The organism is Brevibacillus sp. AG162 (assembly GCF_006715575.1).
Classification (GTDB): Bacteria; Bacillota; Bacilli; order Brevibacillales; family Brevibacillaceae; genus Brevibacillus; species Brevibacillus brevis.
This window is the reverse complement of the sequence record NZ_VFNO01000007.1, coordinates 110677-135321: the sequence shown is the minus strand read 5'-3', so window position 1 is coordinate 135321 and position 24645 is coordinate 110677. Positions and strand designations below refer to the sequence as shown.

The window sequence follows — 24645 nt, the reverse complement described above, 5'->3', positions numbered from 1 at the left end:
GTCTTGGTTTGTCTACATTTTATTAGAAAGTAACCATTTTCTAAACCCCAGAATATGATGTTAGAAAATCTAACAATAAACGTCAGAAAACCTCTTGACGAACAATGAGAATTGTCGATATAATTCGGAATATAGAAATCAAGGAAAACCCGAACGTTGATAATGAATTCATAACTTTAATTCGTGAATGGAGTGAATCATATTGGATATGAAAACAGTCTTGTCCACAATTGACGCAGAAAAAGTGGAATATGTAGATTTTCGCATCGTTGACCTCCTCGGCCGCCAACACCATGTCACCGTTCCTGCCTACGCGGTAGATGAAGGAACATTCCGAAATGGCGTCGCATTTGACGGCTCTAGTCTTACCGGCTATAAGTCCATCGAGGAAAGCGACATGGTAGCGATGCCCGATCCGGCAACCGCCTTCATCGATCCATTTGTAGAAGCCAAAACCATGAATATCATCTGCAACATCGTCAATCCAGACAACACCGTCTACACACGCGATCCACGCGGTATTGCACTCAAGGCTGAAGCCTATCTGCAACAAACCGGCCTCGCTACCGCCGCTTACTTTGGTCCAGAATCCGAGTTCTTCCTTTTTGACAACGTACGCTATGCCTCTGGTCCATCTGGCTCCTTCTTCCACATCGATTCAGAAGAAGCTTTCTGGAACACAGGTAAAGAAGGACAAAACCTCGGCTACAAAGTACGCAACAAGGGCGGATACTTCCCTGTTCAACCAACCGACTCCCAAATGGATATCCGCAATGAAATGTGCACGTTGATGACGAAATGCGGTATGCTTGTAGAGCGCCATCACCATGAGGTGGCAACAGCCGGTCAAGGTGAGATTAATTTCCGCTTCGATACACTGACTCGTACAGCAGACAATCTATTGCTGTTCAAATACATCGTGCGCAACGTAGCTGCGAAGCACGGCAAAACAGCTACCTTCATGCCAAAACCAATCGTTGGTGATAACGGTTCAGGGATGCATGTTCACCAAAGCTTGTTTAACGGCGATACCCCGTTGTTCTATGAGCAAGGCGGTTACGCAAACCTCAGTGAGACGGCGCTGCACTACATTGGCGGTATTTTACACCACGCCCCTGCACTCATTGCCTTGACGAACCCAAGCACCAACTCGTTCAAGCGTCTGGTTCCGGGATACGAAGCACCAGTGAATCTGGTCTTCTCCAAAGGAAATCGCTCTGCTGCCGTTCGGATTCCGATTGCTGCCGTTACGCCAAAAGCTTCCCGCATTGAGTTCCGCACCCCGGACTCTACTGCTAACCCGTACTTGGCTTTTGCTGCCATGCTAATGGCCGGCCTCGATGGCATCAAGCGCAAGCTCGACCCGCGTGCACTGGGCTTTGGGCCATTGGATAAAAACATCTATGACTTGTCCGATGCGGAAAAACACGAAATCAAGAGCGCTCCCGGCTCTCTCGCAGAAGCACTTGTCGCACTTGAACAAGACCATGACTTCTTGCTCGAAGGGGATGTTTTCACAAAAGAAGTAATTGAAGGCTGGATTGCACAAAAACGCGGTGAGATTGAGCAAGTTGAGCGGACGGTGAATCCGAAAGAGTATGAACTGTATTACGACCTATAAGTTGCAGGAAAAAGCCCTTCTCTGATGAGGAGGGCTTTCATATGCGTTCGAATAAAAGACGATTCTCAATCACAAATTAAAAGCAGATTGTCAAAAACAGATGATGGGATGCGCATTGATCATGTTGATTCAAAAGATAACTCGCTTTGTCATAAAAGGTGCTGCGATTATCCTTCTGACCGTAAGTATTTCAGCCGCTACCGGCCAGAAAATCGCTTACGCCGATCCTTCGTTACCAATCATAAGCGATCAAGGTATTTATACAATTGAGGTCTATCCGAGAAAACATCAACTGATCATCCGGAAGCATGGGAAAGTATTGAAAACCTATGCGGTTGCAGTTGGTAATCCTTCAACACCTACACCTGTTGGCGAATATAAAGTCGTAGCAAAAGGAAAAGATTGGGGACCCTCATTCGGTCCGAGATGGCTGGGGTTAAACGTCCCATGGGGAATTTATGGCATCCACGGCACAAACAAGCCTCATTCAATCGGCCAGCATTTAAGCCACGGTTGTATTCGTATGAGAAACAATGACGTAATCGAATTATTCAAGATAACTCCACTCGGAACAAAAGTAACGATCTATGGGCATTTATTGGGGGACCCAGGCCATGATCCTAGGAATTTAGCGGAAGGCGACGTTGGTGGAGATGTACAGCTCATCCAGTCTCGATTGAAGAGCGCTGGTTATTTTCACGGGGTCTGTGATGGTAAGTTTCGTTCCTCTACAACTGCTGCTCTTAAGAAATTTCAGCGCGATCGAAAATTAAGGCCAAACGGTGTCGTGTCCAGCAAGGTTTACGAAGAGCTGGGATTGCTGGAATAACTCCCGACAAGCTTCGTAATTCCTACATGAACCTTCTAAACATATTTCCAATCCCATTCGATCCTTGGAAAGTTCTGAATACCTCGTTTGCTATGCGTACACCATTTAAAAGGGTATCTATATCAAGGTTTAGATTAGAAACCCTTGGCGAACGAGACTCTCTTCTCGCCCGACGGCTCGTCTTGGTCCACTCTTGATAATACCGCCCAAGGGAATCGGGATTTTTATGCAGCTTTCTGATCGAGACCTTATTCGACTTGAGCCAATCTGCAAATTCAGGGCTAAAGCCATTCATTTGTCTAGCCACCTTTTACTCTCACCTCGTTTCATAAATGAATAATGCAAAGGGATTGTATGTCCCTTTGCATTACTCTTTTGCTACACATATTTCCTAATCCCAAGAACATCCAACAATGACAAGCAAAACGAACAAGACCAGGATCAGAGCAAAGTCATCAAAGCCATTAAAGATACTCATTATGCCTCCCCCTTTCCTTAGACAACACTACTGTATGCGTTTCGCAGATGTTTTGCCTGTACGATGACCTATTAAGCAAAAAGGAGCAAGCATTTGCCCCAATCGTCCCTTCTCCCTCGTACATGTAGACGATCGTGTATCCTTCCTCTCCCTCTTTCCCAACCTCAGCAAGCAGTTCTCCTTCCCCGCCTACTATTTTTTTACTTCCATGGCGAAAACCACTATGACAATTCTCGACAAAGACGAATCGTACGCCTACGACTTCTCGTGCATAAAAACGCAAAAAGAGCCTAGTACAAGGCTCCCTTTGCGTTGCATTTACTCTTTTACATAAAGCTGATACATCTCGGTTTCTTCATCAGTTGCTTTTGCGATTCGAAAAGCTTCTTCCACGCTTTTCTTGTTTTGAATTACCTCGTAGAAAAAGCGCAGTGCGAACATCAGCGCAGAATTTCCGTCCGGGTAATCATCTGGCCCGATATACGTATGGCAACCTCTGTCGAGAAAGGCCTTCGCTAATTCGGGATAACCAAGCGAGCATCCGTTACCTACCACGATTTTTCCATCCAGCTTGGCAAAACGTCTAACCTCGTCAGGACCAAAATCACCCTTTGGTTCTCCTTCCTCGTAAACGTCCTCACCCAGCTCTGGCATAATGAGGCTTCCCTCATCGCCATGGAAATTCAGAACAATCATGTCGGTATTTGGGTATAGGTCGCTGCCATTCAATACATCGATCAAATCGCTTGGTCGACCAATCCAGTACGTAAAGACTCGAGCTCCAAAATACTCGAGTGTATTTCGGATTGCGTGGCTATCCAGATCCGTATCCGGACCGATTACTAAGGCTACATTCATTTCAGGTTTACTCATCGTGATATTCCTCCATTTTGTTGTAAGCGGTTTTTATTTGTGGGTAAACAAAACCATTTACATGGAGGGGGTCGGGCCATCTGGTGAATGGCAAGACGTTACTTCTTGGTCATCATGAATAGGTAAACTCCTCTTCCATTGGAAATTTTTAAAATTTCAAGCAGTATATCACTCAATATCTGGAAAGTAAAGCTTTTCCGCCTCTCGTTTTGCAGCGATTACGCAAACCCTTTTTTGATTTTGGTCTTCATGTCACGATACAGCTCTCCGTAAGTAATGGCATGTTCGATATGCGAATAGGAAAGCACGGAATCGCCATCTTTGCTCTCGCAGCACGCAAAGAACAAGCTTTCCATCAGATTGTGATTTTCGATGGAGTTGGTAATATGGACGCAATCCTCAATGGAATCATGAGCGTCATGCTTGTAGAAAAGAAACGTCCCTTCTTTGAACGCCCCTTTTTTGTTGGCGTCTTTCCAGATGAGCATGCCCAAGGTAATAAAATACCCTTCTTGGAAGCGGATGACGCCTGTAATGACAGAATTTATCGTAGTCGGAATGATCGCAATTGAATCATTGAGCTGATTGACGTATTCATACAACGCTTTATTGGATTCTCGAAGATCAGCGATCGGTATATGAAGGAGCTGCTTGTCTCTTAATTTTTCTACGAGTTGCTGAACGCATAGCGTCTTATTCAAAGTTGAAATCACAACCTCATCACTTCTCCCATTGTAAGTAAGTGCCTTCTTTACGTTATTCGTGATGAATGGACATATCCCTACAAAATCCGCACAAATCTTCTTAACTTTTCAGCGAGAATCATTCCATGAAAAAAGCCCTTCACGCCTTTTATGTGGCGAGAAGGGCTCTTTGGCGCAAATTTACGCCTTTCCTTTTAGGTAATCATCCTTTATCTTCTTTTCCTGTTCGGCGGTGGTCATCTCTTTCTCCAATACTTGATACATCAGTTCATCCTTTACATCACGAGAGATTCCTTTTTCCTGATGATTCGGGACAGATGAACTCGAGACAGAGTCATGTTGCATACGCGTACCTCCATGGCTTTTTGGGGTTAGCTTACCCGAAAGCGCCCGCTCCATTCACCATACCCGCTGAACACTGAGCCTTTTGCGCAGCTCCTCGACCGAACGCGGAATATTTCCGCCCAGTTCGCGCTTCCACTGCTCAGGCAGTGCCTCCCACACATCGACAAGCAACGGCATGCCCAGATGAAGACTCTCGAGCATCACTCTGTTTTCCAATGCCTCCTGCGGATCTCCCGCGAAAACAAGCCTGCCTTCATCCATGATGCAAATCCACTCCGCCCATTCAAACGCAATATCCATATCGTGTGTCGCCATCAAAACCGTCGTTCCTTGCTGGTGAATGGCATCGAGCTCCCGCAGCAAATTTTTTGTCTGATAGCGATCCAGATATGCAGTAGGCTCGTCCAACAGCAAAAGCTCAGGCTCCATGACCATAACCCCCGCGAGTGCCAGACGCCGTTTTTGTCCCAGGCTCAAATGATGTATCGGAGCTTCTGCCAGCTCTCTCAACCCGAATGCATCCAGCACCTTTTCTACCTTTGCCCGGATTACGTCTACAGGCAGCTTCTGATTGCATAAACCGTAGGAGATATCTTCCGCGACCGTGCTTGCGATCAGCTGATGCTCGGGATCTTGAAAGACCAAGCCTACCTTTTGTGTCAATTCTTGCAGTGCAGCGCGTTTGTAGACAAGCGGTTTCCCCTTCCACAGCACCTGTCCCTGCTGTGGCTCGATGATCCCGTTTCCATGCAAGAACAAGGTCGACTTCCCACAGCCATTCCGTCCCAAAAGGACACATTTTTTCCCTTCTGGAATCCATAAGGACAGCCCAGACAGAACGGGTCCCCGCCCCCCCGGATACGTGTACTGCAAATCAATAAACTCCAACAACCTTGATGTCATAACCGCCAACCTCCTGTCCACCACTCAAGCAGCACCAGCAGCATACAGCCTGCGATTGACTCCCACTCATAACGGCGCGAGCGAGCATGGGTATGAAACGAGAGCACCTGCATGCTCTCCCCGAAGCCTCTAGCCGCCATTCCTTTGTGCAGGGCTTCGTATTTGCGCATTGCTCTGACAAACAATTGCGCAACGAGAATCCCCGCATCCCGAAGCGTCGCGCGGAAGCCGCGATGACCTCCGCGCGAACGCTGAGCAATCCAGAGCTGGTGAGAAATCGTTACTAACACAAAAATAAACCGATACATGATCATTAATAAGTCAGTCACAAGGACAGGCATACGAAGTCGGCGAAGCACCTGCAGGATTTCGGCAAACGGCACGGTAAACAAAAGGAAGGCAAAGCAGGATAAGCTTGCCATGGTACGCCAAAATAAGATCCAAACTTTACTGAAGGAGGACATCGGCACATAGAGCACATACGATCCCACTTCCCATGCTGTTGCGACCTGGACCTGCACTTCACCTGCTCTCGCCCCTTCTACCATTAGGGCAGGGAGCCCCGCCGCAAAAAACGAGAGCGACACCATCATAAAGGCACAATAGATACGGACAGGAATCTGGGCATACACCACTACCCATACCGTCATCCAGACAACAACGGCCATCTGCATCCATACATGTCCCACCAAGACGAGCAGTAACAATGCACTCGCCAGCAATAGCTTATGAGCTGGCGGCAGACATTTCAGCCTGTTTTGATAAGAGAGAGAATCAAGCTGCAGCCCGTTCATTTTTTCCGCTTATCCAACCGACCTTTGTACAAGCCCACGGCGTAGCCGATCACTCCCGCTCCCAACGCCGCCTGCACCGCAAACAATAGACTCTCCGTCTCTCCCCCTGGCGGTTCTATCAGCGGCTGGAACCACGGTTCGTAGCTCGGAGCGATCTCCTTGATCGCTTCCTCTGCCACGCCGTCTGCGCCGCCAAATTCCGAATCCTGCACCAGCAACAGCGGGACAATCGCCAGTACGATTACCCCCAAGAGTAAAAGCCAGTTCCATCCTTTTTTCACAGCGATTCCTCCCGTTTGAGCAAACGAAGCTGTGTAAGCTCTTTTGCGTTGTAAGATAACAACCAGTTCCAAACAAGAACGGTCAACAGACCTTCACTGATTGCGAGCGGTACTTGCGTGAATGCAAAAATTCCTGCGAATTTGGCAAACGAGGCCAACACTCCACCAGATTCAGCTGGAAATGCGAGTGCCAGTTGAATCGAAGTCACCACATAGGTAGCAAGATCAGCCAAGGCAGCCGCTGCAAAAACAGCCAGACGCTGGCTTCCGCCCACTTTCATGATCATCTGATAGATTCCGTATGCCACAAGTGGTCCTACTACTGCCATGGATACAGCATTTGCCCCTAGCGTAGTCAAACCTCCATGTGCTAAAAGTAAGGCTTGAAACAAGAGCACCATGCTCCCTAACACAGACATCGCAAAAGGTCCAAACATAATGGCGCCAAGGCCCGTTCCAGTCGGGTGAGAGCTGCTGCCTGTAACCGAAGGGATTTTCAGTGCAGATAAAACAAAGGCAAACGCTCCTGCAACACCAATAAGGAGCTTCATTTCGGGATGTTCTTTTACAATCTTGTTAATCGAACGAATCCCAAGAATAAAAAATGGCAAGAAGACAGCCCACCAAAACAAGGCCCAGGATAATGGCAAATACCCTTCCATGATGTGCATCGCGTGTCCTGTCTCTGGTTCATTGAGCAGAAAATACAGGACAAAGCCCGCGATCATCAGACAAGTAGTTACGAGACGAGATCGATTCATGTTCATTCCTCCTTAACTGGCTTTCGTTCGTTCTTTTCCTAACAAACAAAAAAATCCCATCCATCAATGGACGAGATGTGCACACAAAACAACAGACTGATTATACAGCCTCATTGCCTCGTATTCACCGCTCCTTTCCGCGAAGGTTTTGTGGGTGTGGCTACTAGGTAGGTCTCCTGGCTTCCAGATCCATGCGCTCTTTGTCCTTCCCCATACGAAAATGAGTGGTATCCTTATCAAAGAGAGCTCCCTGGTTACAGTGGCGGGACCGCTCGGGACTTTCACCCGATTCCCTGTTACCCTTTATGCGTCACATAAAGGCACCTAACGCCGACAATATGCAATTGACAGACAATTCATGTTTGTCCCACATCATTATACCGAATCACTACATAAATCGGAAGAATATAAGCAAAAACGCATAAACCGATGCCCCACTACAAACGGAGCCATCGATCTATGCGTACTTGTTCTATCTATTCTTTTGCGTCTACGCCAATTACTTCACTAATATGTTTAAAACCATCGCGTTGCATGAGCTTGAGCAGTTTTTTGTTGATTTGCTTGGCGATACCTGGGCCCTGATAAATCATCCCCGTATACACCTGAACGAGACTGGCTCCTGCTCGGATTTTCGCGTAGGCGTCTTCACCGCTATAAATGCCGCCAACACCAATAATTGGCACCTTGTCTCCTACTTCTTGATAAATCTCCTTCACCCAAGCAGTGGAACGCTCCGTAAGAGGTCTTCCGCTCAAGCCTCCTGCTTCCTCGGCAAATCGATGTCCGGAAACCGCCTCGCGTGACAGTGTCGTATTGGTAGCGATAATTCCGGCAATTCCTTCTTCTACAGCAGCGTGAACAACATCGCGCATGTGCTCATCCGACATGTCTGGCGCTACCTTCAGCAGAATCGGTTTTTTCTTGATGGAACGCGCTTCCATTTCAGTTGCCTTTTCCCTTACTGCACGCACCAAATGACGCAAGCTCTCTGTTTCCTGCAAGTCACGCAGATTCGGGGTATTCGGAGAACTGATGTTAATGACGAAATAGTGACCGTATGCATAGAGCATGTCCATACATTTGCTATAGTCGATGGCCGCTTCTTCATTCGGCGTTACTTTGTTTTTCCCAATGTTAATCCCAATCGGAACATCTGAGTATGCGTAATCGACCAAATGCTGGGAAGCCAGATACGCACCGTGATTGTTGAAGCCCATCCGGTTAATGACAGCCTGATGTTCCGGCAATCGGAACAAACGCGGCTTCGGATTGCCTGGCTGTCCCTGCGGCGTCAACGTCCCAATTTCCACAAACCCAAAACCAAGGGCACCCAATGCATGATAGACTTCTGCATTTTTATCAAAGCCGGCTGCAAGTCCGACTGGATTCGGAAACGTCATTCCCCATAGCTTATTCTCCAACCGCTGGTCTTTTACCTGATAGATCATCTTCAGGATGCTTTTGCCTGGAGCAGAATCCTCCACCAGCCTTAAGGCACCAATTGTCTTTTCATGAATCTCTTCCGCATCTTGCTGGAACAGATATTTTCTTATGAGCTGATACATCGGCTGCACTCCTTACTCCGTTTCTACCTTTTTACCTCATAGTAGAATACCATACTTTCTCGGGAGGATGTAACCTTTATACCTGATACATATTTCCAAGCAAGAAGGCAAATCCTAACAGCACCACCACGCACAGGGGGACAAGTCTTTCATGAAAGTGGACGGAAAAATCGGGATTGGTCAAGCCATTATGGTGATGATGCTGACGATCGGCATTACGAACCACGTAACCGTCATCCCCCTCTTATTGAGCAAAGCAGGCAGAGATGCTTGGTTAAGCGTGTTGCTTGCAGGTATTCCTTTTTCCTTGTGGGTGTATCTTTTGTTTGTGATCAATCGAAGAATAAAGCAACAAGCATTGTCTGAATGGCTTCAGCAGCGAACAGGAAATATTGTCAGCCATCTCTTGCTCGCTCCGATCATGATCTGCCTGTACCTGATGGCGTTAACCAATCTAATCGATACCCAGACATGGACTACGGTCAACTACCTGCCTCGAACACCCGAGTGGGTGACCGCATTCGCCTTGATGGGATTATGTGTGCTCGCAGCTATCGGGGGAATGACTTCTATAGGAATCACAGCAGGAATCCTTCTGCCTATCGTCGTGTTGCTCGGATTTTTCGTCGCTTTTGGCAATATTCCCAAAAAGGATTATAGTCTTTTACTGCCGCTTTTCCAGAACGGTATTCGTCCTCTGCTGCTTGGGATACTCTACGTTGGCGGCGGTATTACCGAGCTGTTTCTGCTGCTATTGCTACAGCATCACGTACGCAAGCCACTCCGCCTCGTACACTATTTCGTTATGCTCGGCATTACGCTTCTGTTGACACTCAGTCCGTTGACGGGGGCGATTGCAGAATTCGGACCTGTCGAGTCTGCGCGTCAACGTTTTCCTGCATTTGAACAATGGCGGCTCCTCACCATCGGAAAAGACATCGAAAATATGGAGTTCTTCTCGATTTTCCAGTGGCTCTCTGGCGCTTTTATTCGAATTACCATCTGCTTGCTGCTCCTGGGAGAATTACTCACGATCCGTACCAGAAAACAACGCAAATACACGATCCTGTTTCTCGGGGGGAGCATGATCGCCTTTACCAGCCTCCCGTATAGTGACATGCAGTTTGTTTCCTTCCTGACGCACGTATACTATCCGCTTTACTTCGTCATTATGATCATTGTCTCACTCGCACTCATCCTGATTTCCCTGCGCAAACCATCCAAACAGGAGGGAATTGGCCATGACCCTTGAAGAGGAACTGCGAGCAAAATTCGCGCATTGTGCGGACGTCGTTTTTATGCGTACGGTCACATCTGAAGACCAGCCTGTGTTGATGCTTTATTGCGAAGGACTTGCAGACGTTCGTCACTTACAAGATACGGCATTGCCACAGCTTGAGCGTTTCCTGGCTGAGGGTGATTTGCGCTCCCTGCCCCTCACCCCTCTCTTCACGAATCCAGAGCTGTGGATTGAGCGACTTTTTGCTGGAGATTTGCTGATTTTCATTGGTGACACTCCTCCGTTTGCCTGGGACATCGCCAATCGGCCAGAACGCAGCACGGAAGAAGCCAATACAGAGATTTCGATCAAAGGTCCCCGGGACGGCTTCGTCGAGGATCTTTCCACGAACGTGGCTCTTATTCGCAAGCGTATGCGAACGATTACCCTGGCCTATGAGCCTTTTATTCTCGGAACGCGCTCGCGAACAAGAGTCGGAATGCTGTATATAACAGACGGGGTATCTGTAGATCTGGTAGAGATGATGCGCGAGAGGCTACACAAATGTGCATCAAAAAAAATTGTGAACAGCGCCATTCTGGAAAAAATGCTGAGCGACAACACTCGTTCGCTGTTTCCATTGGTTGATTATACGGGACGTCCTGATTTTGCGATTTACATGCTGCTGCAAGGCAAGGTCATCGTGTTGGTAGACGGTTCGCCCTTGGGCATCGTGGCACCTGTAACCTTGCTGGAACTGATCAAATCTCCTGAAGACGATCAATATCCTGTTACCTATGTATGGCTGGAACGCATGCTGCGCCTGGGGGGATTTTGGATCGCGATCTTTCTGCCTGGCTTCTGGATTGCGCTGACCGCCTATAATGTAGAGCAATTTCCTTTTCAATTACTCGCTACCGTTACACAAGGCAGAAAAGGGCTGCCGTTTTCCGCGCCGATGGAGCTATTTATCATCCTGTTTATTTTTGAGTTTCTTCGCGAGGCAGGTGCCCGTCTGCCCAAAAACGTCGGGCAAACACTGGCACTGGTCGGCGCACTGATTATCGGCGATGCTTCCATTCGTGCTGGGCTGACATCGCCCTCGATGCTGTTTATCGGCTCCCTTACCGTCGTCGCCTCCTTCACACTGGTCAATCAGGCATTAAGCGGAGCCGTTACCGTGGCTCGTTTTGCCGTTTTTTTCCTTTCTGCGACCATCGGCATGTACGGCTTTGTCCTCGCAATGATTGCCATTGTGTACTATTTGTCCACCCTGACCTCATTTGGCAGATCATATATTTTAATGGGTTCTTCCAACTCTGTGTCCACACTGTTCATTGTCATGTTCAAGTCTATGACCAGTTTTCTTCGGACGAGATTTGCTAAGGGTGGCGATAACAAATGAAGGGTATGCGCATTGCTATTGCTTTGCTGCTGTTGGCATCAACTCTTCTTGGCGGCTGCTGGGACCAGAAATCGATTCAGGACCTTCGCTATTTATCTGCGATAGGCATTGATTTCGTCAACAATCAGTATGTTTTATACGCACAGTCCACTGATCTGTCTACGGTCGCAAAGCAGGAGTCATCCACTACGATTCAGTCTCCACCTGCGACCATTTCGATCGGAAAAGGGGAAACACTTCAGTCTGCATTCGACAACCTGCAAAAAAATTCACAGATACCTATATTTCTCGGCTTTGTATCGTCACTCATCTTTCATGAACGCCTCTTGGAAAAGGGCGTTATCACTACCCACGATATTATGAACCGATACGGTCTGATTCGTTATACAAAATGGGTGTTTGCGACACGGGAGCCGATTGACAAAGTGTTAAGTACCCACTCTTTAGTCGGGTTTTCACCGTTGACCTCTCTCCTGCATCAGCCATGGGATGTTTACCAGCAGCGTTCTTTTATTGAGCCGCTGCAATTTTATCGATTTATCTCGATTTTTTGGGAGCCGTCGAACACCTTATTATTGCCAAATCTCACGCTTAACCAGCGTTCATGGAAAGAACATAACCAATTTATTTCTCGTCTCTCCATTGATGGAGTCCACGCCATCCATCGGGGGCATTGGAAGGGTTACTTCCCAAGTAGGGATTTAATGGGGCTTCGGTGGATGAATCCAGACACGAGATTTGCTGGACTCATTATCAGACAGAACAAAACCCCCAAAGCGACGATGCGCATCGAGCACGTTCAATTGGATATCGTTCCGATTACCACAGAAGAGCATCCTCGTTTTCAGGTAAATGTCCATCTCAAGGGATTTATTCGTGAACTGATGAGTACGGTTACGCCTGCTTTCATTCGAAAAAACTCCGAAGAGCAGGTAGCCGAGCAAATTCGCGGGACGTTTCTAAAAGGAGTCAAAGCAGGAGCTGATCTGTATAGCTTGGAGGAAAGTCTGTTTAAAAAAGACTACCAGGCATGGCGAAAATACGAAATGCGCAAGCGCAATAAGCTCACACCGGATTCGCTTATCCAAATCCAAGTAAATATGTACTTGAGTGATTCCGGAAAAATGAAGATGGATGCACTCAAATACCCTGACCCGCTTAAGCCCGAATAAAATGAAAAAACTGCTTGCCTCAAGCTCGGGCAAGCAGTTTCTTCTCTATGCTTATAAGATCAACCTAGTTTTTCACCAGCAAAACTTCTTCGATAGAAGCATACGGCAAGTTATGAGCATCAGCTACAGCCTTGTAAGCTACTTTGCCGTCGATGACGTTTACGCCTTTTGCCAATGCTTTGTTGTCACGAATCGCTTGTGCGTAGCCTTTGTTCGCCAATTGTACCGCGTAAGGAACGGTTACGTTGGTCAGGGCCAATGTAGATGTACGAGCGACTGCACCAGGCATGTTGGCTACAGCGTAGTGAATCACACCGTGCTTCTCATAGGTTGGCTTGTCATGCGTCGTGATGCGGTCAACGGTTTCAATCGATCCGCCTTGGTCAATCGCTACGTCTACGATCACAGAACCAGGTGACATCTCTTTTACCATGTCTTCTGTTACCAGACGTGGAGCACGAGCACCTGGAATGAGTACAGCGCCTACCAGCAAATCTGCTTTTTTCACAGCGTTTGCGATGTTGAAGGAATTGGACATCAGCGTTTGAACGCGGCCTTGGAACAAGTCATCCAGTTGGCGCAGACGGTCTGCGTTTACATCGATAATCGTTACATTTGCACCCAGTCCAAGCGCCATTTTCGCTGCGTTTGTTCCTACGATCCCGCCGCCGATTACGACTACCTCGCCTTTTGGTACGCCTGGTACGCCACCGAGTAGAACGCCTTTTCCACCGTATTGCTTTTCCAAGAATTGTGCGCCGATTTGAACGGACATGCGGCCTGCTACTTCAGACATCGGCATCAGCAGAGGCAGAGCTCCATTGTCGAGCTGGATGGTTTCGTAAGCGATTGCAATCACTTTTTTATCGATCAATTCACGAGTCAATTCAGGCTCTGGTGCGAGATGCAAATAAGTGAACAGAATCAGACCCTCGCGGAAATATCCGTATTCAGCAGGGAGTGGTTCTTTTACTTTCATTACCATGTCAGATGCCCATGCCTCTGCTGCTGTTTCTACGATCTCAGCGCCTACTGCCTTGTAATCTTCATTCGTAAAACCACTGCCTTGCCCTGCACTTGTTTCTACACGAACTGAATGTCCGTTTTGTACCAAAGCAGCTACACCTGCTGGGGTAATGGCTACGCGGTTCTCATTATTTTTAATTTCTTTTGGAATTCCAACGATCATGATAAGTATGTCCTCCTTGGAAACGCCAATTTCTTTGCGGTTACTATTATTGTACAGCGTATCTTCGGGCATACTCCTTGGAGATTCCTTTAATTTTAGCGTCTTTTCATTTGTGAAAATTCACAAACAAACTACTGTTCCCCATCTAATTTGGCTATTTTCAACTCTAAATATAAGGCAGCCCGCTGGTTCATATTGTCGAGGTCGACACGCATGATCTCCTCAATTCGTCTCAGTCGGTAGCTCAACGTATTGATGTGGATATGCAGGCTCTCTGCTGTCTTGTTGACCTTGCCAGCGGCATCCAAAAAAGTCTCCAATGTCGTCAAGAGCGTAGTCTGGTTATCGCGATCGTACTGTCTGAGCTTTTCCAGCCGTTCATTCTGATAGCCCTGCTCCTCTTCCCACTGCTTTAGTTGTAGTAAATAGCGATAAATCCCAAGCTCGTGGTACCCGTGAATCCCCTCATTTTCCTGCGGGAACAGCTTCTTGATCTTGAGCGCATGCAGTGCTTCCCTGTAGCTTTTCACAATATCCGTATAAGACTTGTAATCTCTCCCGTACCCGGCACTCACCTGGCGTCCTTCCGTGACATGTGCTTCGAGCTTGCCGAGCGAGTCGGAGAGGAACTGTTCCACCTTGCGAATGAGTACGTCACTCTTGTCCTTTTTCGCATCGGACAGACCAATCAATAAGACAATTTGCGAACCGTCGACAACCCAGTGCAGCTTGTCACGCATTAATAACGGATACAAGTACTGATCCAGACGAGCTCCTGCCGCTTCAATAATACAGATTAAATAAGAGGTCGGAAGCTGCATCTGCAAGGTGTCCGCTTTTTGGCGAATGGTAGCCTCACTGCTGTGATTTCCCAGTAACAGCTCCCACAGAAATTCCTTGCGTCGCTGCTCCTCCGCCTTGCGTTTTCCCTGCCGCTGGATGAGACGCGAGACGGCTACGCGTGCTGCCTGACGAAGAATTTCATCATCTTCCTGGGTAATCGGTCGATTCACCTCTTGTGCCCAAATGTAACCGAGCACATCGCTCCCTCTGCGAATGGCAATCGCCACACGCTTTCCCAAGCCGATTTCGTCCTTGGCCGGGATGTGTACAGGGTCGTCCTGTGTTAACAGCTCCTGAAATACGCCGTCCTTCCAGAGGCGCGTCAGCACTTTTTCCGGTACCCGTCGCCCCATGATGGTAGACCAGCGCGCTTCATCTGTGCTTTCTCCGTGTGAGCTGTAAGCAATCAGTTTGTGATCGGCATCTTCAACCGTGATCGGATTTTGCAAAAGTTCTCCAATGACATCAGCTAATTCATCGATATCAGCATGCTGATACTGTTGAAAATAGTTAGGCTCTACGGGCACACTTTCACCTCTTTACCGCTCTTTTCTACGCGTTCCTTTATTATATAGTAGAAAACATGACTTCGCTAAACGCTCTGTCTCAATTAATAAGGAGCGGTCGGAATCATGTCGCTGTCATGCGAATTGACACAAAGGAATCTGGTGACCTCGCCTGTACGGTTCACCCAGTTGTGCGGGACGGATGAATCCATGTGAATGCTGTCTCCTGGGAACAAATCATGCTCCTCTTCCCCCAGCAAAAGAGTCAGCACACCCTCGAGGACGTAAATAAATTCTTGACCCTTGTGCACAAAAGGCGTGCCTTTTTCTCCATGCGGTGAAAGCGTAACGAGAATCGGTACCAGCGACGGATTCGCCAAATGACCGGACAGGTCCTCATACACAAAAGGCGCACGCTGAAGTTGGGATCGCTCTTTCCTCGCCCTGCGTACCTGCCCATTCCCTCCACTCGCCTCACCCGAAAAGAAATAGCCCGGGCTTACTCCCAAGGCTTCCGAAATTTTTTTCAAAGACTCTAACGTAATGGAAGACTTCCCACGCTCTACTTGGGACAAAAAGCTGATCGACAGCTGTGTTTTTTCCGCAATTTGTTTGAGTGTCTTCTTTTTGCCGACACGAAGCGATTTGATTAATACACCAATGGTAGGTTCCATTTGCATACCTCGCCGTAAAAAGGATAGGTCTATCATACTCTTTCCTGAAAAAAGTTGTAAAGTTAGCATAAGTATCAGTTTTTACTATTGCTACAAATTATATTGCATTTTATAATCTTTATTATTATCAGATATGTAATCGCTTTATCCCCAAGAATTGAAGTGCTACTTCACTCATAAATTGAAGTGACACTTCAATATTTACCGACAAAGGAGGATTACCCGATGGCATTACAAACACAGGCGGTCGTTTCCAAAAAGGTTCAAAACAAAGCATTGGTCGCGAGCCTGATTGGCAGCTCTATTGAGTGGTTTGACTTTTTTCTGTATGGAACCATGGCATCGCTCGTCTTCAACAAGCTATTCTTTCCTTCTTCTGACCCAACTGTAGGCTTACTGCTCTCTTATCTCTCATTTGGTCTTCCCTTTTTCATCCGGCCATTGGGTGGCGTGATCTTCAGTCATATCGGGGACAAAATCGGTCGTAAAAAGACGCTGGTCTTGACGTTGTCGCTGATGGGAGGCGCTACCGTCTTGATCGGTTTGCTGCCTGATTACAATGCCATTGGCATCTGGGCTCCGATTCTTCTCGTGCTGATGCGCTTGATTCAAGGCTTGGGGATCGGCGGTGAATGGGGAGGTGCATTGCTTCTCGCCGTAGAGTACTCCGGCAAAGGCAGACGCGGCTTTTTTGGAAGTATCCCGCAAATGGGTGTAACGATCGGCATGCTGCTCGGTACGTTGGCCATTTCTTTGATGAGTGCGCTTCCCGATGATCAATTCATGTCTTGGGGCTGGCGAATTCCGTTTCTGTTGAGTGCAGCACTTGTCTTTTTAGGACTCTGGATTCGCAATGGCATCGATGAAACGCCAGCTTTTCAGGAAGCAAAAAAGACGGGGAACATTGCAAAAGTTCCCATCGTAGATACATTTCGCTATCACTGGAAAGCTGTTCTGATTGCCGTAGGAGCCAAAGTGGTAGAAACGGCGCCGTTCTATATTTTCTCGACGTTTATTATTGCCTACGCGACGAACTACTTGGGCTACGACCGAATAACGGTACTCAATGCCGTGACGATCGCCACATTAGTGACAACCATCGCCATTCCGTACATGGGCATGCTGTCAGATAAAGTAGGCAGAAAGCCATTGTATATCGCGGGAACTGTAGCCATGATGCTGTTTGCATTCCCGTACTTTTATATGCTGTCATTAAAATCTGCTCTGTGGCTTACCGTCGCTACTGTCATCGGGCTCGGGATTCTCTGGGCTCCAGTCACAGCTGTATTGGGTACGATGTTCTCCGAGATTTTCAGTACGAATGTACGCTATACTGGGGTAACGGTTGGCTACCAGCTCGGTGCTGCTTTGGCGGGCGGTACTGCTCCGCTGATCGCTACTGCCTTGTTAAGCTCTTTTAACTCCTGGATGCCAATTGCTTTGTACATCGTAGTTTCCGGGGTTATTTCTCTCATTGCGGTTTCTGCTACGAAGGAAACAAAGGATTTGGATTTGGACGAATCCTGATGGAAAGGAAGAATGAGATGCTCGTATTAAGCCGTGAAAACATTGCACAAATCTACACGATGAAAGATTGCTTGGAGGATGTGGAGCACGTATTCCGTGAGCATATGCTGGGAAACGTCACCACCCCTGTTCGCACTGCCATTGACCATCCGAAATACGGAGCAACCAGTCTATACATGCCGTCCTATTTGGAAACGGACGATTACGTAGCGGTAAAAATCATCAGCATTTTCCCGGAGAATCACAAGCACGATATCAAAGCACTCCAAAGCGTGATCGTATTGACCGAAGCAAAAACGGGACAGCATGTGGCGATGATGGACGCGAGCCTGTTGACGATTATGCGCACAGGTGCAAGCAGTGGCGTTGCAACCAAATACTTGGCAAAAGAAAATGCGCAAAGCTGCGCTGTATTAGGATGCGGGGCACAATCGATCGGACAGATTCAAGCCGTCATGGAAGTCCGTCCGCTGACAAACATTTATTTCTATAACCGTACGCGTGAGAAAGCAGACGAAATGAAACAAACACTGCTCTCCCTCTACCCGGAGTGGCAAGGCGAAATCACGGTTATGGATGATGCCAATGAAGCGGTTGCGAACGCCGAAATCGTAATTTGCAGCACCAAGGCTACCAGCCCATTGTTTGATGGAACACGCTTGCGTCCCGGCACGCATATCAATGCCATCGGCGCTTTTCTTCCCCATATGCAGGAGGTTGACTTGACTACTGTACAAAACAGCAAAGTTGTGGTCGATACGCTGGAGGGAGCCCGGCACGAAGCAGGCGATCTGCTCATTCCGATTGAACGCGGCGAATGGAGCTTTGATCAGATGCACGCTGAGCTGGGAGACATTCTGATTGGGAAAAAGCCCGGCCGAGAAAACGATGAAGAAATCACGCTGTACAAATCGGTGGGTGTTGCCTATTTGGACACAGCCGTTGCCAAAACGGTCTATGAACGTGCGAAAGCAAACGGCATTGGGACAGAAATCAGCTTGTAAATCTTGTCTTATAGAAAAAATAGCCGCCTTCCCACCTGGGATTTGGCGGCTGTTTGCTTTTTCCTGTTTACAAAAGTCGTGCGATTGCATCGAGAATCTGCTCTTTTTGAAAAGGCTTCACGACGAAATCACTCGCTCCTGTTTTCATCGCTTCCAGCACCTTCTGCCGGTGCCCGATTGCCGAGCAGATCAAAATTTTGGCATCACGGTCAAAGTCCAAGATGTGACGCATGGCTTCAATCCCGTGCATGTGCGGCATGGTAATATCCATGGTGACAATATCTGGCTTGAGCTCCTTGTACTTTTCAATTGCCTCCAAACCATTGCTCGCTTCTCCACAAACTTCATGTTGTTCGCCTAACATATCCGTCAGCACTCTTCTCGTGAAGGCTGCGTCATCTACAATCAGCAATCGGGCCATGCAGTCTTATCCCCTCGCATCTCGCTTGCTATTCTACTTCCTACTTTTGCAGAAATCGCAAGCCTTGTCCACGAGAGAAAATGACTTCTTTTGTCGAATAGCGCGAAATCCGATCGGCATTATGAAATAAATCCGATTCGCTCGCTGCTCTCTTTCGAATCGCTGTCGCTGGCGGGTTCGGCTGTCCCGCTAGACGCCAGAGGGCTGTTTGGTTTTGGGTGTGGAGTGGTCTCTCCAATCTCCGGTCGGTCGACCTGTGTTACCTCATCAGGAATATGAATCTGGGGGATTTCCACTATATCGTTTTCCATCGCGTGTACGCCTCCCTTCTGTTCCCTCTTGGCAGGGGGATATGTTCTCCATATGATTAGCCTGTCCGTATCCCTTTTTTCCATGCACAACCTTCAGAGAACCGATATAATAGGCATGACGTGTATCTATATTTTCAAATGGATTATGCTTTTTTTTCTATGGAGGAATCCCGCATGCCAAAGCTGCTGCCATTTCCCGTCTTATTTACCGGTTTGGTAGTCGGGCTGCTTCTGCTCATTACCAGTCAATTCGTTACAAGCATGAAGCATCTCGATAAAGTCATAAATAAAAGCAGCCATTCTTCTGACAAAGTACGTGTCGCCCTATTGCTGGAGGGCCCCACTTATGATCAGGGCTGGAACAGCAGTGCACTGGAGAGTATGACAGAACTGCAAAAAAGATTTAACTTTTCACTCGAAATCGCTAATAATATAAAACCGGAGCAGATCACGAAGGTGGCTGAGAAATATGCAGCCAACGACTATGATCTCATACTCGGTCATGGCCTCATCTTCTCTGATCCTTTTACAGACGTGGCGCTTCGCTATCCGAAATCACACTTTGTTTCCTTTAACGGAGAGGCTCCGCATCCGAATCAGACGACGATTCGTTACGATATGAAGCCTGCTGGCAAGCTCGTCGGTATCCTAGCCGCTAAAATGACGAAATCAGATAAAGTCGGATACATTATGGTAGACAAGCCCACAGAGATCCTTCAAGTAGAAGGCTTTATCGAAGGAGTGAAAAAGGAATCGCCCAAAACCTCTATCGTTGTGGGAAAGGTTCCTGATTTCAATGATATTGAGGGGGCCATTCACACAACTCGCGACATGATTTCACAAGGTGTGGATGTCATCTACACCACAGGCGACAGCTTCAATCTCGAAGTGATTACAGAAGCGCAGCGCGCAGGAGTATTCACCATCGGATATATTGCCGATCAGCGCTACATCGCACCAGACTATGTACTGGCCTCCATGACGCAGGATGTTCGTCAGTGCTACCGCATCATCATGGAACAGTTTATTCAAGGGGATCTCCCCAATGGAAAAGTCATGTACGGACTTGCCGAAGGAGTCAACCAGCTCAGTCAATTTGGACACATGGTGCCAGATGATGTACGTGAAGATTTAGAACGGGAACTGCAAAATCTCATTCCTTCCCGTGGCTCGTATGGAGGTTAATCAGCATGCCCCTTTTCAGCAATCTCGGATTTCAGAAAAAAATCATGCTCAGCTATCTCGTAATGATGCTTCTCATCGGTTGCGTAACGACCTTGTTCAGCTATCAAATGACCAAGGTCACCTCTGATGAAGTGTATTTGACGCAAAACCTCTTACCGCAAACGAGTGCCTTACTGGAAGTCAAAAACCAGATATACACCAAGACCTATGCGTTGAACATGTATACATCGACACGGGACGAATCTTACTTGGATCAGTACTATACAAATCTGATCGATACAGCTCGCTTTTCCTCGCTTCCCAAAACCGAGGCGAACAGTGGCTTGTTTACCATCATTGAATCGATATCAAAACTCGACTTTATTTTTTTGAACAAAATCAATCCGTTGCTGCAAGCAGGGAATGTTCCAGCCGTCAGCTATGTCCTTACCAATGAAGTACAGCCATTGCTCGACCGGTTGGAACGAGATCTGTCTTTTTCACTCAATCAGCTGGAGTATCAGACGAATAAAGAGTTTCAGAATTCGAATGAGAGCATCAAAGTTTCGTTAATCCTGACGTATTCCGTTTCCGTAGCCTCTATCTTGTTTGGGCTATTCTGTACGTTTTACTTCCGCAATGAGCTGTTGCGACCGATCCAGTCTCTGATGCAGCAAGCGCGTGAAGTGTCGAAAGGAACATTCGGCCAGCAAATCGTTTATACCCATCAAGATGAATTCCTTGAGTTGGCGCAGGAGTTCAACAAAATGTCGAGCAGCATCGCCAATCTATTCGCACAAGATGAAAGGCAACGGCAAATTTTGACCGAAGAAAAAAACATTCGGGAGCAAATCTTAAACTCTCTGCCTGTTGGGATTATTACCCGCTCCCATTCGACAGTCGGTCTTCATGTAAACCAGTTGGCGCAGCATTTGGTCAAGCTCGACGATCACGGCTACCCCGTGTCCAAGGATTCCTTTGAAGCACCCACATGCAATGAGCCGACCCCCTGGTTCGTCAATCGCAAAATGACCTTGTACAAAAAAGATGACACACCATTCATTGCCCTGGTCTCCTACATTCCTTTGCACAATCATCACCACGATCAGGAAACCGGGTGGATGGTCGCCTTCTTGGACATTACGGACCAGGAACAAATTCAAGAGTACTTGAATCAATCCGAGAAGCTGGCCATGGTCGGTCAGCTGGCAGCGGGAGCCGCTCATGAAATTCGCAATCCGCTAACGGTCATCTACGGCTTTATTCAGCTATTGGAACAGCGTTTATCGAATCAAGAGCGCGATTTGTATTACTTGCCCTTAATCTTGCAGGAAATTGAACGGGTCAACCGCATCGTGACGGAGTTGTTGATGCTCTCCAAACCGTCCAAGCCCGATTATCGCGAGGTTGCGCTAGCTGGTGTCATTCATTCGATTCTTCCCTTGATGAAGGCCGAGGCCATGCTGCATGGGATTGAAATCGTAGACCGCTGTGATCCGAGCATTCGCATTCACGTCGATGTCGAGCAATTAAAGCAAATCCTGTTAAATTTAATGAAAAACAGCATTGAAGCCATGAAAGACGGCGGCGTTCTCTCAATTGAAAGCCGCCTGGATGATCAAGCTCTCCATATTCATGTCAGAGACACGGGAGAAGGTATTTCCCAAGAGTATCTGGTGCGCATATTCGATCCGTTCTTCTCCTTAAAAGAGGATGGGACAGGACTGGGGCTGCCAATTTCGCGGCGAATGGTCGAAAACCACGGTGGGGAGCTACACGTGAACAGCAAGCTGGGGAAAGGAACGGAAATCATCATCTCACTGCCGCTTACCCCAAAAGAAGATTAGGCTTGCGCATCCAGCCAAGCGAACATCTTGCGCGTATACATCTCTATATCTTCCCCGACAAACAGATGGCTGGCCCCTTGCGCCAGCCATTTTTCATACGGTTTGCCAGCCCGCGTCAGCGCATCTGCCAATTTATGAGCATGCTCCACTCCCACATTTTCATCTTCGGTTCCATGGATGATCAGCACAGGGCAAGAAATCTCGTCTATCCGATACAAAGGCGTCCGATCACGGTAGGCATCCTCCTGCTTACGCGGATGACCGATGATTCTGCGCAGCATCCTTCTCAGATCAACTCGCTCCTCATAGGTCAAAAACATGTCGCTGACGCCACTCCATACGACGCAAGACAGCACGCCCTTGCACTCCATTGCGGTAAACAAGGCCATGACACCACCGCGTGAAAAGCCGTAGACGCTGATTCGCCCCTTGTCCACCTTCTCCATGCTGCGGAGCATTTCAAATGCGGCAAACACATCATGCCTGTCTGCCCCACCGAATTCATCACGGCCCTCTCCGCCTTCGTTGCCACGGTAATGAGGAGCGAGGATCACGTAGCCAAAAGCAGCCATCTGACTGATTCTCTCGGGTCTGACGCGTCCCACTCCTTTTATCCCTCCTCGGCAGTACAGGAGAGCCGGCAGACATGCTTCCTCCTGAAAATAAGCCTCTGGCACAGCCAATGCAGCTTTTACCAGCAAGTCTTGACTGTAGTAGCTGACGGTATAAAGCCGCACTCCCGGATAGACTGTCTCCTCAGGTGTACATGCGACAAATGGTGAAATATCTAGCTGCATCCTGCTCACGATTCCTCTCTCTGTGATCTCGTAATCGTATCCACAAGCGTCACCATCGAAGGTGATAGCCATTTCTTTTTATGATAGACAAGCTGAATGGAAAACGGCGGCTTATCCGACTGAAATGGGATAGCTGTGAGCACCCCTTCTGCGAGCTCTCTCTTGACCGCCATGAGCGGCAGCAAAGCCACCCCCAAGCCACAGCGTACACACTGCTTGATCGCTTCCGGATTGCTGAACTGACAGGCGATTCGCTGAGCCATCCCAGCCTCTCCAAAGGCCTCCAGCAGCATCCCCCGATACGTACAGCCTTCTTCGGTCAATACAAGCGGCTCTCCGCCCAAATCATGGACAGTGAGTGCAGTTGCTGTTGTAAAACGATGTGCGGGTGGCATGACGATCACCAATTCTTCCTCGCGAATGACGTGGGTGACTAACTCAGGGTCTGTACAAGGGCGATCGAAAATGATCCCGAAATCGAGATAACCATCCCTGATCTGTTGCACAATTTCTGCTTCCCCCGCCGTCCGCAATACCAAATCAACCTGAGGGTATTGCTGACAAAAAGCCTGCAAATACGGCGGCAGAAAGAACGCCGCCAGTGTATCGATCGTTCCAATCGCAATCGGACCTGTCGTCTGTTGCTTGATCACTTCTTTAGATTCCCCATACAGACGAATCAATTCCCGAGCGTACGGCAGCAAGGCTTCACCTGCTTGGATCAGTCGCAGCTTGCGTCCGTATCTTTCAAATAGCGGGGCTCCATACGACTGCTCCAGCTTTTGCATTTGGGCCGTTACCGTCGGTTGAGCATAGCCCAGTTCTTCTGCTGCCCGTGTAAAACTCCCATACCGGGCTACTTCGCGAAAAGTATGTAAATAGACCAGCTCCATCCCGCTTCCTCCCATAGAAATCAGTAATGATCCTTATTAAATAGTATAGATAACTGTGATGATTGCTTCAATGCTATGCTTTGTACATCACCATCACACGTAACGAGGAGGATTGGATATGTCCCATGTTTTGCAAACACCCGCCGCGTCACCTGAAGTAGCCCGCACTCATTTTCTCGACAAGCTTTCTCTCGAGACAGATGTCGCTGATGTATGGAATGACATCCAAAACCGTGTGGAAGGCTTCTACATCCTGGATGCTCGCAGCGAGAAAGCGTATCGGGATGGTCACGTTCCCGGTGCTCTGAATCTCCCCCATTCGCTTATTTCCACTGAAACGACGGCTGCTCTGGACCCGACCAAGCTCCTGGTCGTCTACTGCTGGGGGCCGAACTGCAACGGTGCTGCAAAGGCTTGCGCGAAACTAGCTGCTCTCGGCTTTCGAGTGAAAGAAATGCTCGGAGGGATTGAATACTGGGAAAAAGAGGGGAATCCTCTCGAATAGGAAACGCAAAA

General features: G+C 48.0%; 26 protein-coding genes and 1 riboswitch. Of the genes, 10 read left to right on the top strand and 16 right to left on the bottom strand.

Annotated elements, in window-relative coordinates; all coding sequences use genetic code 11:
* The first annotated feature begins 202 nt into the window (after nt 1-202).
* Both glnA and FB479_RS20850 read left to right on the top strand, forming a co-directional pair.
* Nucleotides 203-1621, top strand: a complete 1419-nt coding sequence (gene glnA, locus FB479_RS20855; RefSeq protein ID WP_142066573.1) for a type I glutamate--ammonia ligase — start codon at nt 203-205, stop codon at nt 1619-1621.
* A gap of 121 nt (nt 1622-1742) precedes the next feature.
* Nucleotides 1743-2450 carry a L,D-transpeptidase family protein gene (locus FB479_RS20850; protein WP_142066572.1) on the top strand — a complete coding sequence of 236 codons (708 nt, stop codon included), beginning with the start codon at nt 1743-1745 and terminating at the stop codon, nt 2448-2450.
* Between the two features lie 391 nt (nt 2451-2841).
* Here the strand turns inward: FB479_RS20850 and FB479_RS20840 are convergent, their stop codons facing one another.
* The 9 genes from FB479_RS20840 to FB479_RS20800 all read right to left on the bottom strand — a co-directional run bounded on the left by FB479_RS20840 (nt 2842) and on the right by FB479_RS20800 (nt 9157).
* The gene (locus FB479_RS20840; protein ID WP_106656226.1) at nt 2842-2928 is read right to left on the bottom strand and encodes a YjcZ family sporulation protein; all 87 of its coding nucleotides are present in this window, start codon (nt 2926-2928) and stop codon (nt 2842-2844) included.
* A 318-nt stretch (nt 2929-3246) separates the two neighbouring features.
* Nucleotides 3247-3801, bottom strand: coding sequence for a delta-aminolevulinic acid dehydratase (locus FB479_RS20830; RefSeq protein ID WP_142066569.1), 555 nt, complete (start codon nt 3799-3801; stop codon nt 3247-3249).
* Nucleotides 3802-4019: 218 nt separating this feature from the next.
* Nucleotides 4020-4514: a hypothetical protein gene (locus FB479_RS20825; RefSeq protein WP_142066568.1), complete on the bottom strand. Its 495-nt coding sequence runs from the start codon at nt 4512-4514 to the stop codon at nt 4020-4022.
* Nucleotides 4515-4685: 171 nt separating this feature from the next.
* On the bottom strand, nt 4686-4850 hold the full coding sequence (locus FB479_RS30565) for a hypothetical protein (protein ID WP_162837769.1): 165 nt from the start codon (nt 4848-4850) through the stop codon (nt 4686-4688).
* A gap of 54 nt (nt 4851-4904) precedes the next feature.
* Entirely contained in the window at nt 4905-5753 is an 849-nt protein-coding gene (locus FB479_RS20820) for an energy-coupling factor ABC transporter ATP-binding protein (protein WP_142066567.1), read from the bottom strand.
* Nucleotides 5750-6547 carry a cobalt ECF transporter T component CbiQ gene (gene cbiQ / locus FB479_RS20815; RefSeq protein ID WP_142066566.1) on the bottom strand — a complete coding sequence of 266 codons (798 nt, stop codon included), beginning with the start codon at nt 6545-6547 and terminating at the stop codon, nt 5750-5752. Before cbiQ ends, FB479_RS20820 begins: the two co-directional genes overlap by 4 nt.
* Nucleotides 6544-6828, bottom strand: coding sequence for an energy-coupling factor ABC transporter substrate-binding protein (locus FB479_RS20810; protein ID WP_106656220.1), 285 nt, complete (start codon nt 6826-6828; stop codon nt 6544-6546). Before FB479_RS20810 ends, cbiQ begins: the two co-directional genes overlap by 4 nt.
* Nucleotides 6825-7589: an energy-coupling factor ABC transporter permease gene (locus FB479_RS20805; RefSeq protein WP_142066565.1), complete on the bottom strand. Its 765-nt coding sequence runs from the start codon at nt 7587-7589 to the stop codon at nt 6825-6827. Before FB479_RS20805 ends, FB479_RS20810 begins: the two co-directional genes overlap by 4 nt.
* A 149-nt stretch (nt 7590-7738) precedes the next feature.
* A riboswitch (cobalamin riboswitch) is annotated at nt 7739-7932 on the bottom strand.
* Between the two features lie 133 nt (nt 7933-8065).
* Nucleotides 8066-9157 (bottom strand): quinone-dependent dihydroorotate dehydrogenase, encoded by a 1092-nt coding sequence (locus FB479_RS20800; protein WP_106656218.1) that lies wholly within the window; start codon nt 9155-9157, stop codon nt 8066-8068.
* Between the two features lie 151 nt (nt 9158-9308).
* Between FB479_RS20800 and FB479_RS20795 the strand changes: the two genes are divergently transcribed.
* Genes FB479_RS20795 through FB479_RS20785 form a run of 3 tightly spaced genes read left to right on the top strand, consistent with a single transcriptional unit; the run spans nt 9309 to nt 12953 of the window.
* Nucleotides 9309-10409: a GerAB/ArcD/ProY family transporter gene (locus FB479_RS20795; protein ID WP_142066564.1), complete on the top strand. Its 1101-nt coding sequence runs from the start codon at nt 9309-9311 to the stop codon at nt 10407-10409.
* Nucleotides 10399-11781 carry a spore germination protein gene (locus tag FB479_RS20790; RefSeq protein WP_142066563.1) on the top strand — a complete coding sequence of 461 codons (1383 nt, stop codon included), beginning with the start codon at nt 10399-10401 and terminating at the stop codon, nt 11779-11781. Before FB479_RS20795 ends, FB479_RS20790 begins: the two co-directional genes overlap by 11 nt.
* Nucleotides 11778-12953 (top strand): Ger(x)C family spore germination protein, encoded by a 1176-nt coding sequence (locus FB479_RS20785; RefSeq protein WP_142066562.1) that lies wholly within the window; start codon nt 11778-11780, stop codon nt 12951-12953. Before FB479_RS20790 ends, FB479_RS20785 begins: the two co-directional genes overlap by 4 nt.
* 64 nt (nt 12954-13017) lie before the next feature.
* Here the strand turns inward: FB479_RS20785 and ald are convergent, their stop codons facing one another.
* The 3 genes from ald to FB479_RS20770 all read right to left on the bottom strand — a co-directional run bounded on the left by ald (nt 13018) and on the right by FB479_RS20770 (nt 16165).
* Nucleotides 13018-14142: an alanine dehydrogenase gene (gene ald, locus FB479_RS20780; protein ID WP_047073211.1), complete on the bottom strand. Its 1125-nt coding sequence runs from the start codon at nt 14140-14142 to the stop codon at nt 13018-13020.
* A 131-nt stretch (nt 14143-14273) separates the two neighbouring features.
* A complete protein-coding gene (locus tag FB479_RS20775; RefSeq protein ID WP_142066561.1) occupies nt 14274-15512 on the bottom strand; it encodes a PucR family transcriptional regulator in 1239 nt (412 codons plus the stop codon).
* An 83-nt stretch (nt 15513-15595) separates the two neighbouring features.
* On the bottom strand, nt 15596-16165 hold the full coding sequence (locus FB479_RS20770) for a helix-turn-helix domain-containing protein (RefSeq protein ID WP_142066560.1): 570 nt from the start codon (nt 16163-16165) through the stop codon (nt 15596-15598).
* Between the two features lie 225 nt (nt 16166-16390).
* Between FB479_RS20770 and FB479_RS20765 the strand changes: the two genes are divergently transcribed.
* Together FB479_RS20765 and FB479_RS20760 are read left to right on the top strand one after the other, a co-directional pair.
* On the top strand, nt 16391-17692 hold the full coding sequence (locus tag FB479_RS20765) for an MFS transporter (protein ID WP_142066559.1): 1302 nt from the start codon (nt 16391-16393) through the stop codon (nt 17690-17692).
* A gap of 17 nt (nt 17693-17709) precedes the next feature.
* The gene (locus tag FB479_RS20760; protein WP_142066669.1) at nt 17710-18696 is read left to right on the top strand and encodes an ornithine cyclodeaminase family protein; all 987 of its coding nucleotides are present in this window, start codon (nt 17710-17712) and stop codon (nt 18694-18696) included.
* Nucleotides 18697-18763: 67 nt separating this feature from the next.
* Here the strand turns inward: FB479_RS20760 and FB479_RS20755 are convergent, their stop codons facing one another.
* Nucleotides 18764-19117, bottom strand: coding sequence for a response regulator (locus FB479_RS20755; RefSeq protein ID WP_106656209.1), 354 nt, complete (start codon nt 19115-19117; stop codon nt 18764-18766).
* 119 nt (nt 19118-19236) lie between these two features.
* Nucleotides 19237-19428, bottom strand: a complete 192-nt coding sequence (locus tag FB479_RS20750; RefSeq protein ID WP_106656302.1) for a hypothetical protein — start codon at nt 19426-19428, stop codon at nt 19237-19239.
* Nucleotides 19429-19602: 174 nt separating this feature from the next.
* Between FB479_RS20750 and FB479_RS20745 the strand changes: the two genes are divergently transcribed.
* Both FB479_RS20745 and FB479_RS20740 read left to right on the top strand, forming a co-directional pair.
* Nucleotides 19603-20613: a BMP family ABC transporter substrate-binding protein gene (locus FB479_RS20745; protein WP_142066558.1), complete on the top strand. Its 1011-nt coding sequence runs from the start codon at nt 19603-19605 to the stop codon at nt 20611-20613.
* 5 nt (nt 20614-20618) lie between these two features.
* A complete protein-coding gene (locus tag FB479_RS20740; protein WP_142066557.1) occupies nt 20619-22439 on the top strand; it encodes a sensor histidine kinase in 1821 nt (606 codons plus the stop codon).
* Here the strand turns inward: FB479_RS20740 and FB479_RS20735 are convergent.
* Together FB479_RS20735 and FB479_RS20730 are read right to left on the bottom strand one after the other, a co-directional pair.
* The gene (locus FB479_RS20735; RefSeq protein ID WP_142066668.1) at nt 22436-23236 is read right to left on the bottom strand and encodes an alpha/beta hydrolase family protein; all 801 of its coding nucleotides are present in this window, start codon (nt 23234-23236) and stop codon (nt 22436-22438) included. The genes FB479_RS20740 and FB479_RS20735 overlap by 4 nt on opposite strands.
* Before the next feature lie 5 nt (nt 23237-23241).
* Nucleotides 23242-24129: a LysR family transcriptional regulator gene (locus FB479_RS20730; protein WP_142066556.1), complete on the bottom strand. Its 888-nt coding sequence runs from the start codon at nt 24127-24129 to the stop codon at nt 23242-23244.
* Nucleotides 24130-24247: 118 nt separating this feature from the next.
* Here FB479_RS20730 and FB479_RS20725 point away from each other — a divergent pair, with 118 nt between their 5' ends.
* Entirely contained in the window at nt 24248-24634 is a 387-nt protein-coding gene (locus FB479_RS20725) for a rhodanese-like domain-containing protein (RefSeq protein WP_106656204.1), read from the top strand.
* Nucleotides 24635-24645 lie beyond the last annotated feature (11 nt).

Coding starts and splice junctions, on each gene's coding strand:
- FB479_RS20850 (WP_142066572.1), top strand. CDS start 1,743: ATGTTGATTCAAAAGATAACTCGCTTTGTCATAAAAGGTGCTGCGATT.
- FB479_RS20840 (WP_106656226.1), bottom strand. CDS start 2,928: ATGAGTATCTTTAATGGCTTTGATGACTTTGCTCTGATCCTGGTCTTG.
- FB479_RS20830 (WP_142066569.1), bottom strand. CDS start 3,801: ATGAGTAAACCTGAAATGAATGTAGCCTTAGTAATCGGTCCGGATACG.
- FB479_RS30565 (WP_162837769.1), bottom strand. CDS start 4,850: ATGCAACATGACTCTGTCTCGAGTTCATCTGTCCCGAATCATCAGGAA.
- FB479_RS20820 (WP_142066567.1), bottom strand. CDS start 5,753: ATGACATCAAGGTTGTTGGAGTTTATTGATTTGCAGTACACGTATCCG.
- cbiQ (WP_142066566.1), bottom strand. CDS start 6,547: ATGAACGGGCTGCAGCTTGATTCTCTCTCTTATCAAAACAGGCTGAAA.
- FB479_RS20805 (WP_142066565.1), bottom strand. CDS start 7,589: ATGAATCGATCTCGTCTCGTAACTACTTGTCTGATGATCGCGGGCTTT.
- FB479_RS20800 (WP_106656218.1), bottom strand. CDS start 9,157: ATGTATCAGCTCATAAGAAAATATCTGTTCCAGCAAGATGCGGAAGAG.
- FB479_RS20795 (WP_142066564.1), top strand. CDS start 9,309: ATGAAAGTGGACGGAAAAATCGGGATTGGTCAAGCCATTATGGTGATG.
- FB479_RS20790 (WP_142066563.1), top strand. CDS start 10,399: ATGACCCTTGAAGAGGAACTGCGAGCAAAATTCGCGCATTGTGCGGAC.
- FB479_RS20785 (WP_142066562.1), top strand. CDS start 11,778: ATGAAGGGTATGCGCATTGCTATTGCTTTGCTGCTGTTGGCATCAACT.
- ald (WP_047073211.1), bottom strand. CDS start 14,142: ATGATCGTTGGAATTCCAAAAGAAATTAAAAATAATGAGAACCGCGTA.
- FB479_RS20770 (WP_142066560.1), bottom strand. CDS start 16,165: ATGGAACCTACCATTGGTGTATTAATCAAATCGCTTCGTGTCGGCAAA.
- FB479_RS20765 (WP_142066559.1), top strand. CDS start 16,391: ATGGCATTACAAACACAGGCGGTCGTTTCCAAAAAGGTTCAAAACAAA.
- FB479_RS20760 (WP_142066669.1), top strand. CDS start 17,710: ATGCTCGTATTAAGCCGTGAAAACATTGCACAAATCTACACGATGAAA.
- FB479_RS20755 (WP_106656209.1), bottom strand. CDS start 19,117: ATGGCCCGATTGCTGATTGTAGATGACGCAGCCTTCACGAGAAGAGTG.
- FB479_RS20750 (WP_106656302.1), bottom strand. CDS start 19,428: ATGGAAAACGATATAGTGGAAATCCCCCAGATTCATATTCCTGATGAG.
- FB479_RS20745 (WP_142066558.1), top strand. CDS start 19,603: ATGCCAAAGCTGCTGCCATTTCCCGTCTTATTTACCGGTTTGGTAGTC.
- FB479_RS20740 (WP_142066557.1), top strand. CDS start 20,619: ATGCCCCTTTTCAGCAATCTCGGATTTCAGAAAAAAATCATGCTCAGC.
- FB479_RS20735 (WP_142066668.1), bottom strand. CDS start 23,236: ATGCAGCTAGATATTTCACCATTTGTCGCATGTACACCTGAGGAGACA.
- FB479_RS20730 (WP_142066556.1), bottom strand. CDS start 24,129: ATGGAGCTGGTCTATTTACATACTTTTCGCGAAGTAGCCCGGTATGGG.
- FB479_RS20725 (WP_106656204.1), top strand. CDS start 24,248: ATGTCCCATGTTTTGCAAACACCCGCCGCGTCACCTGAAGTAGCCCGC.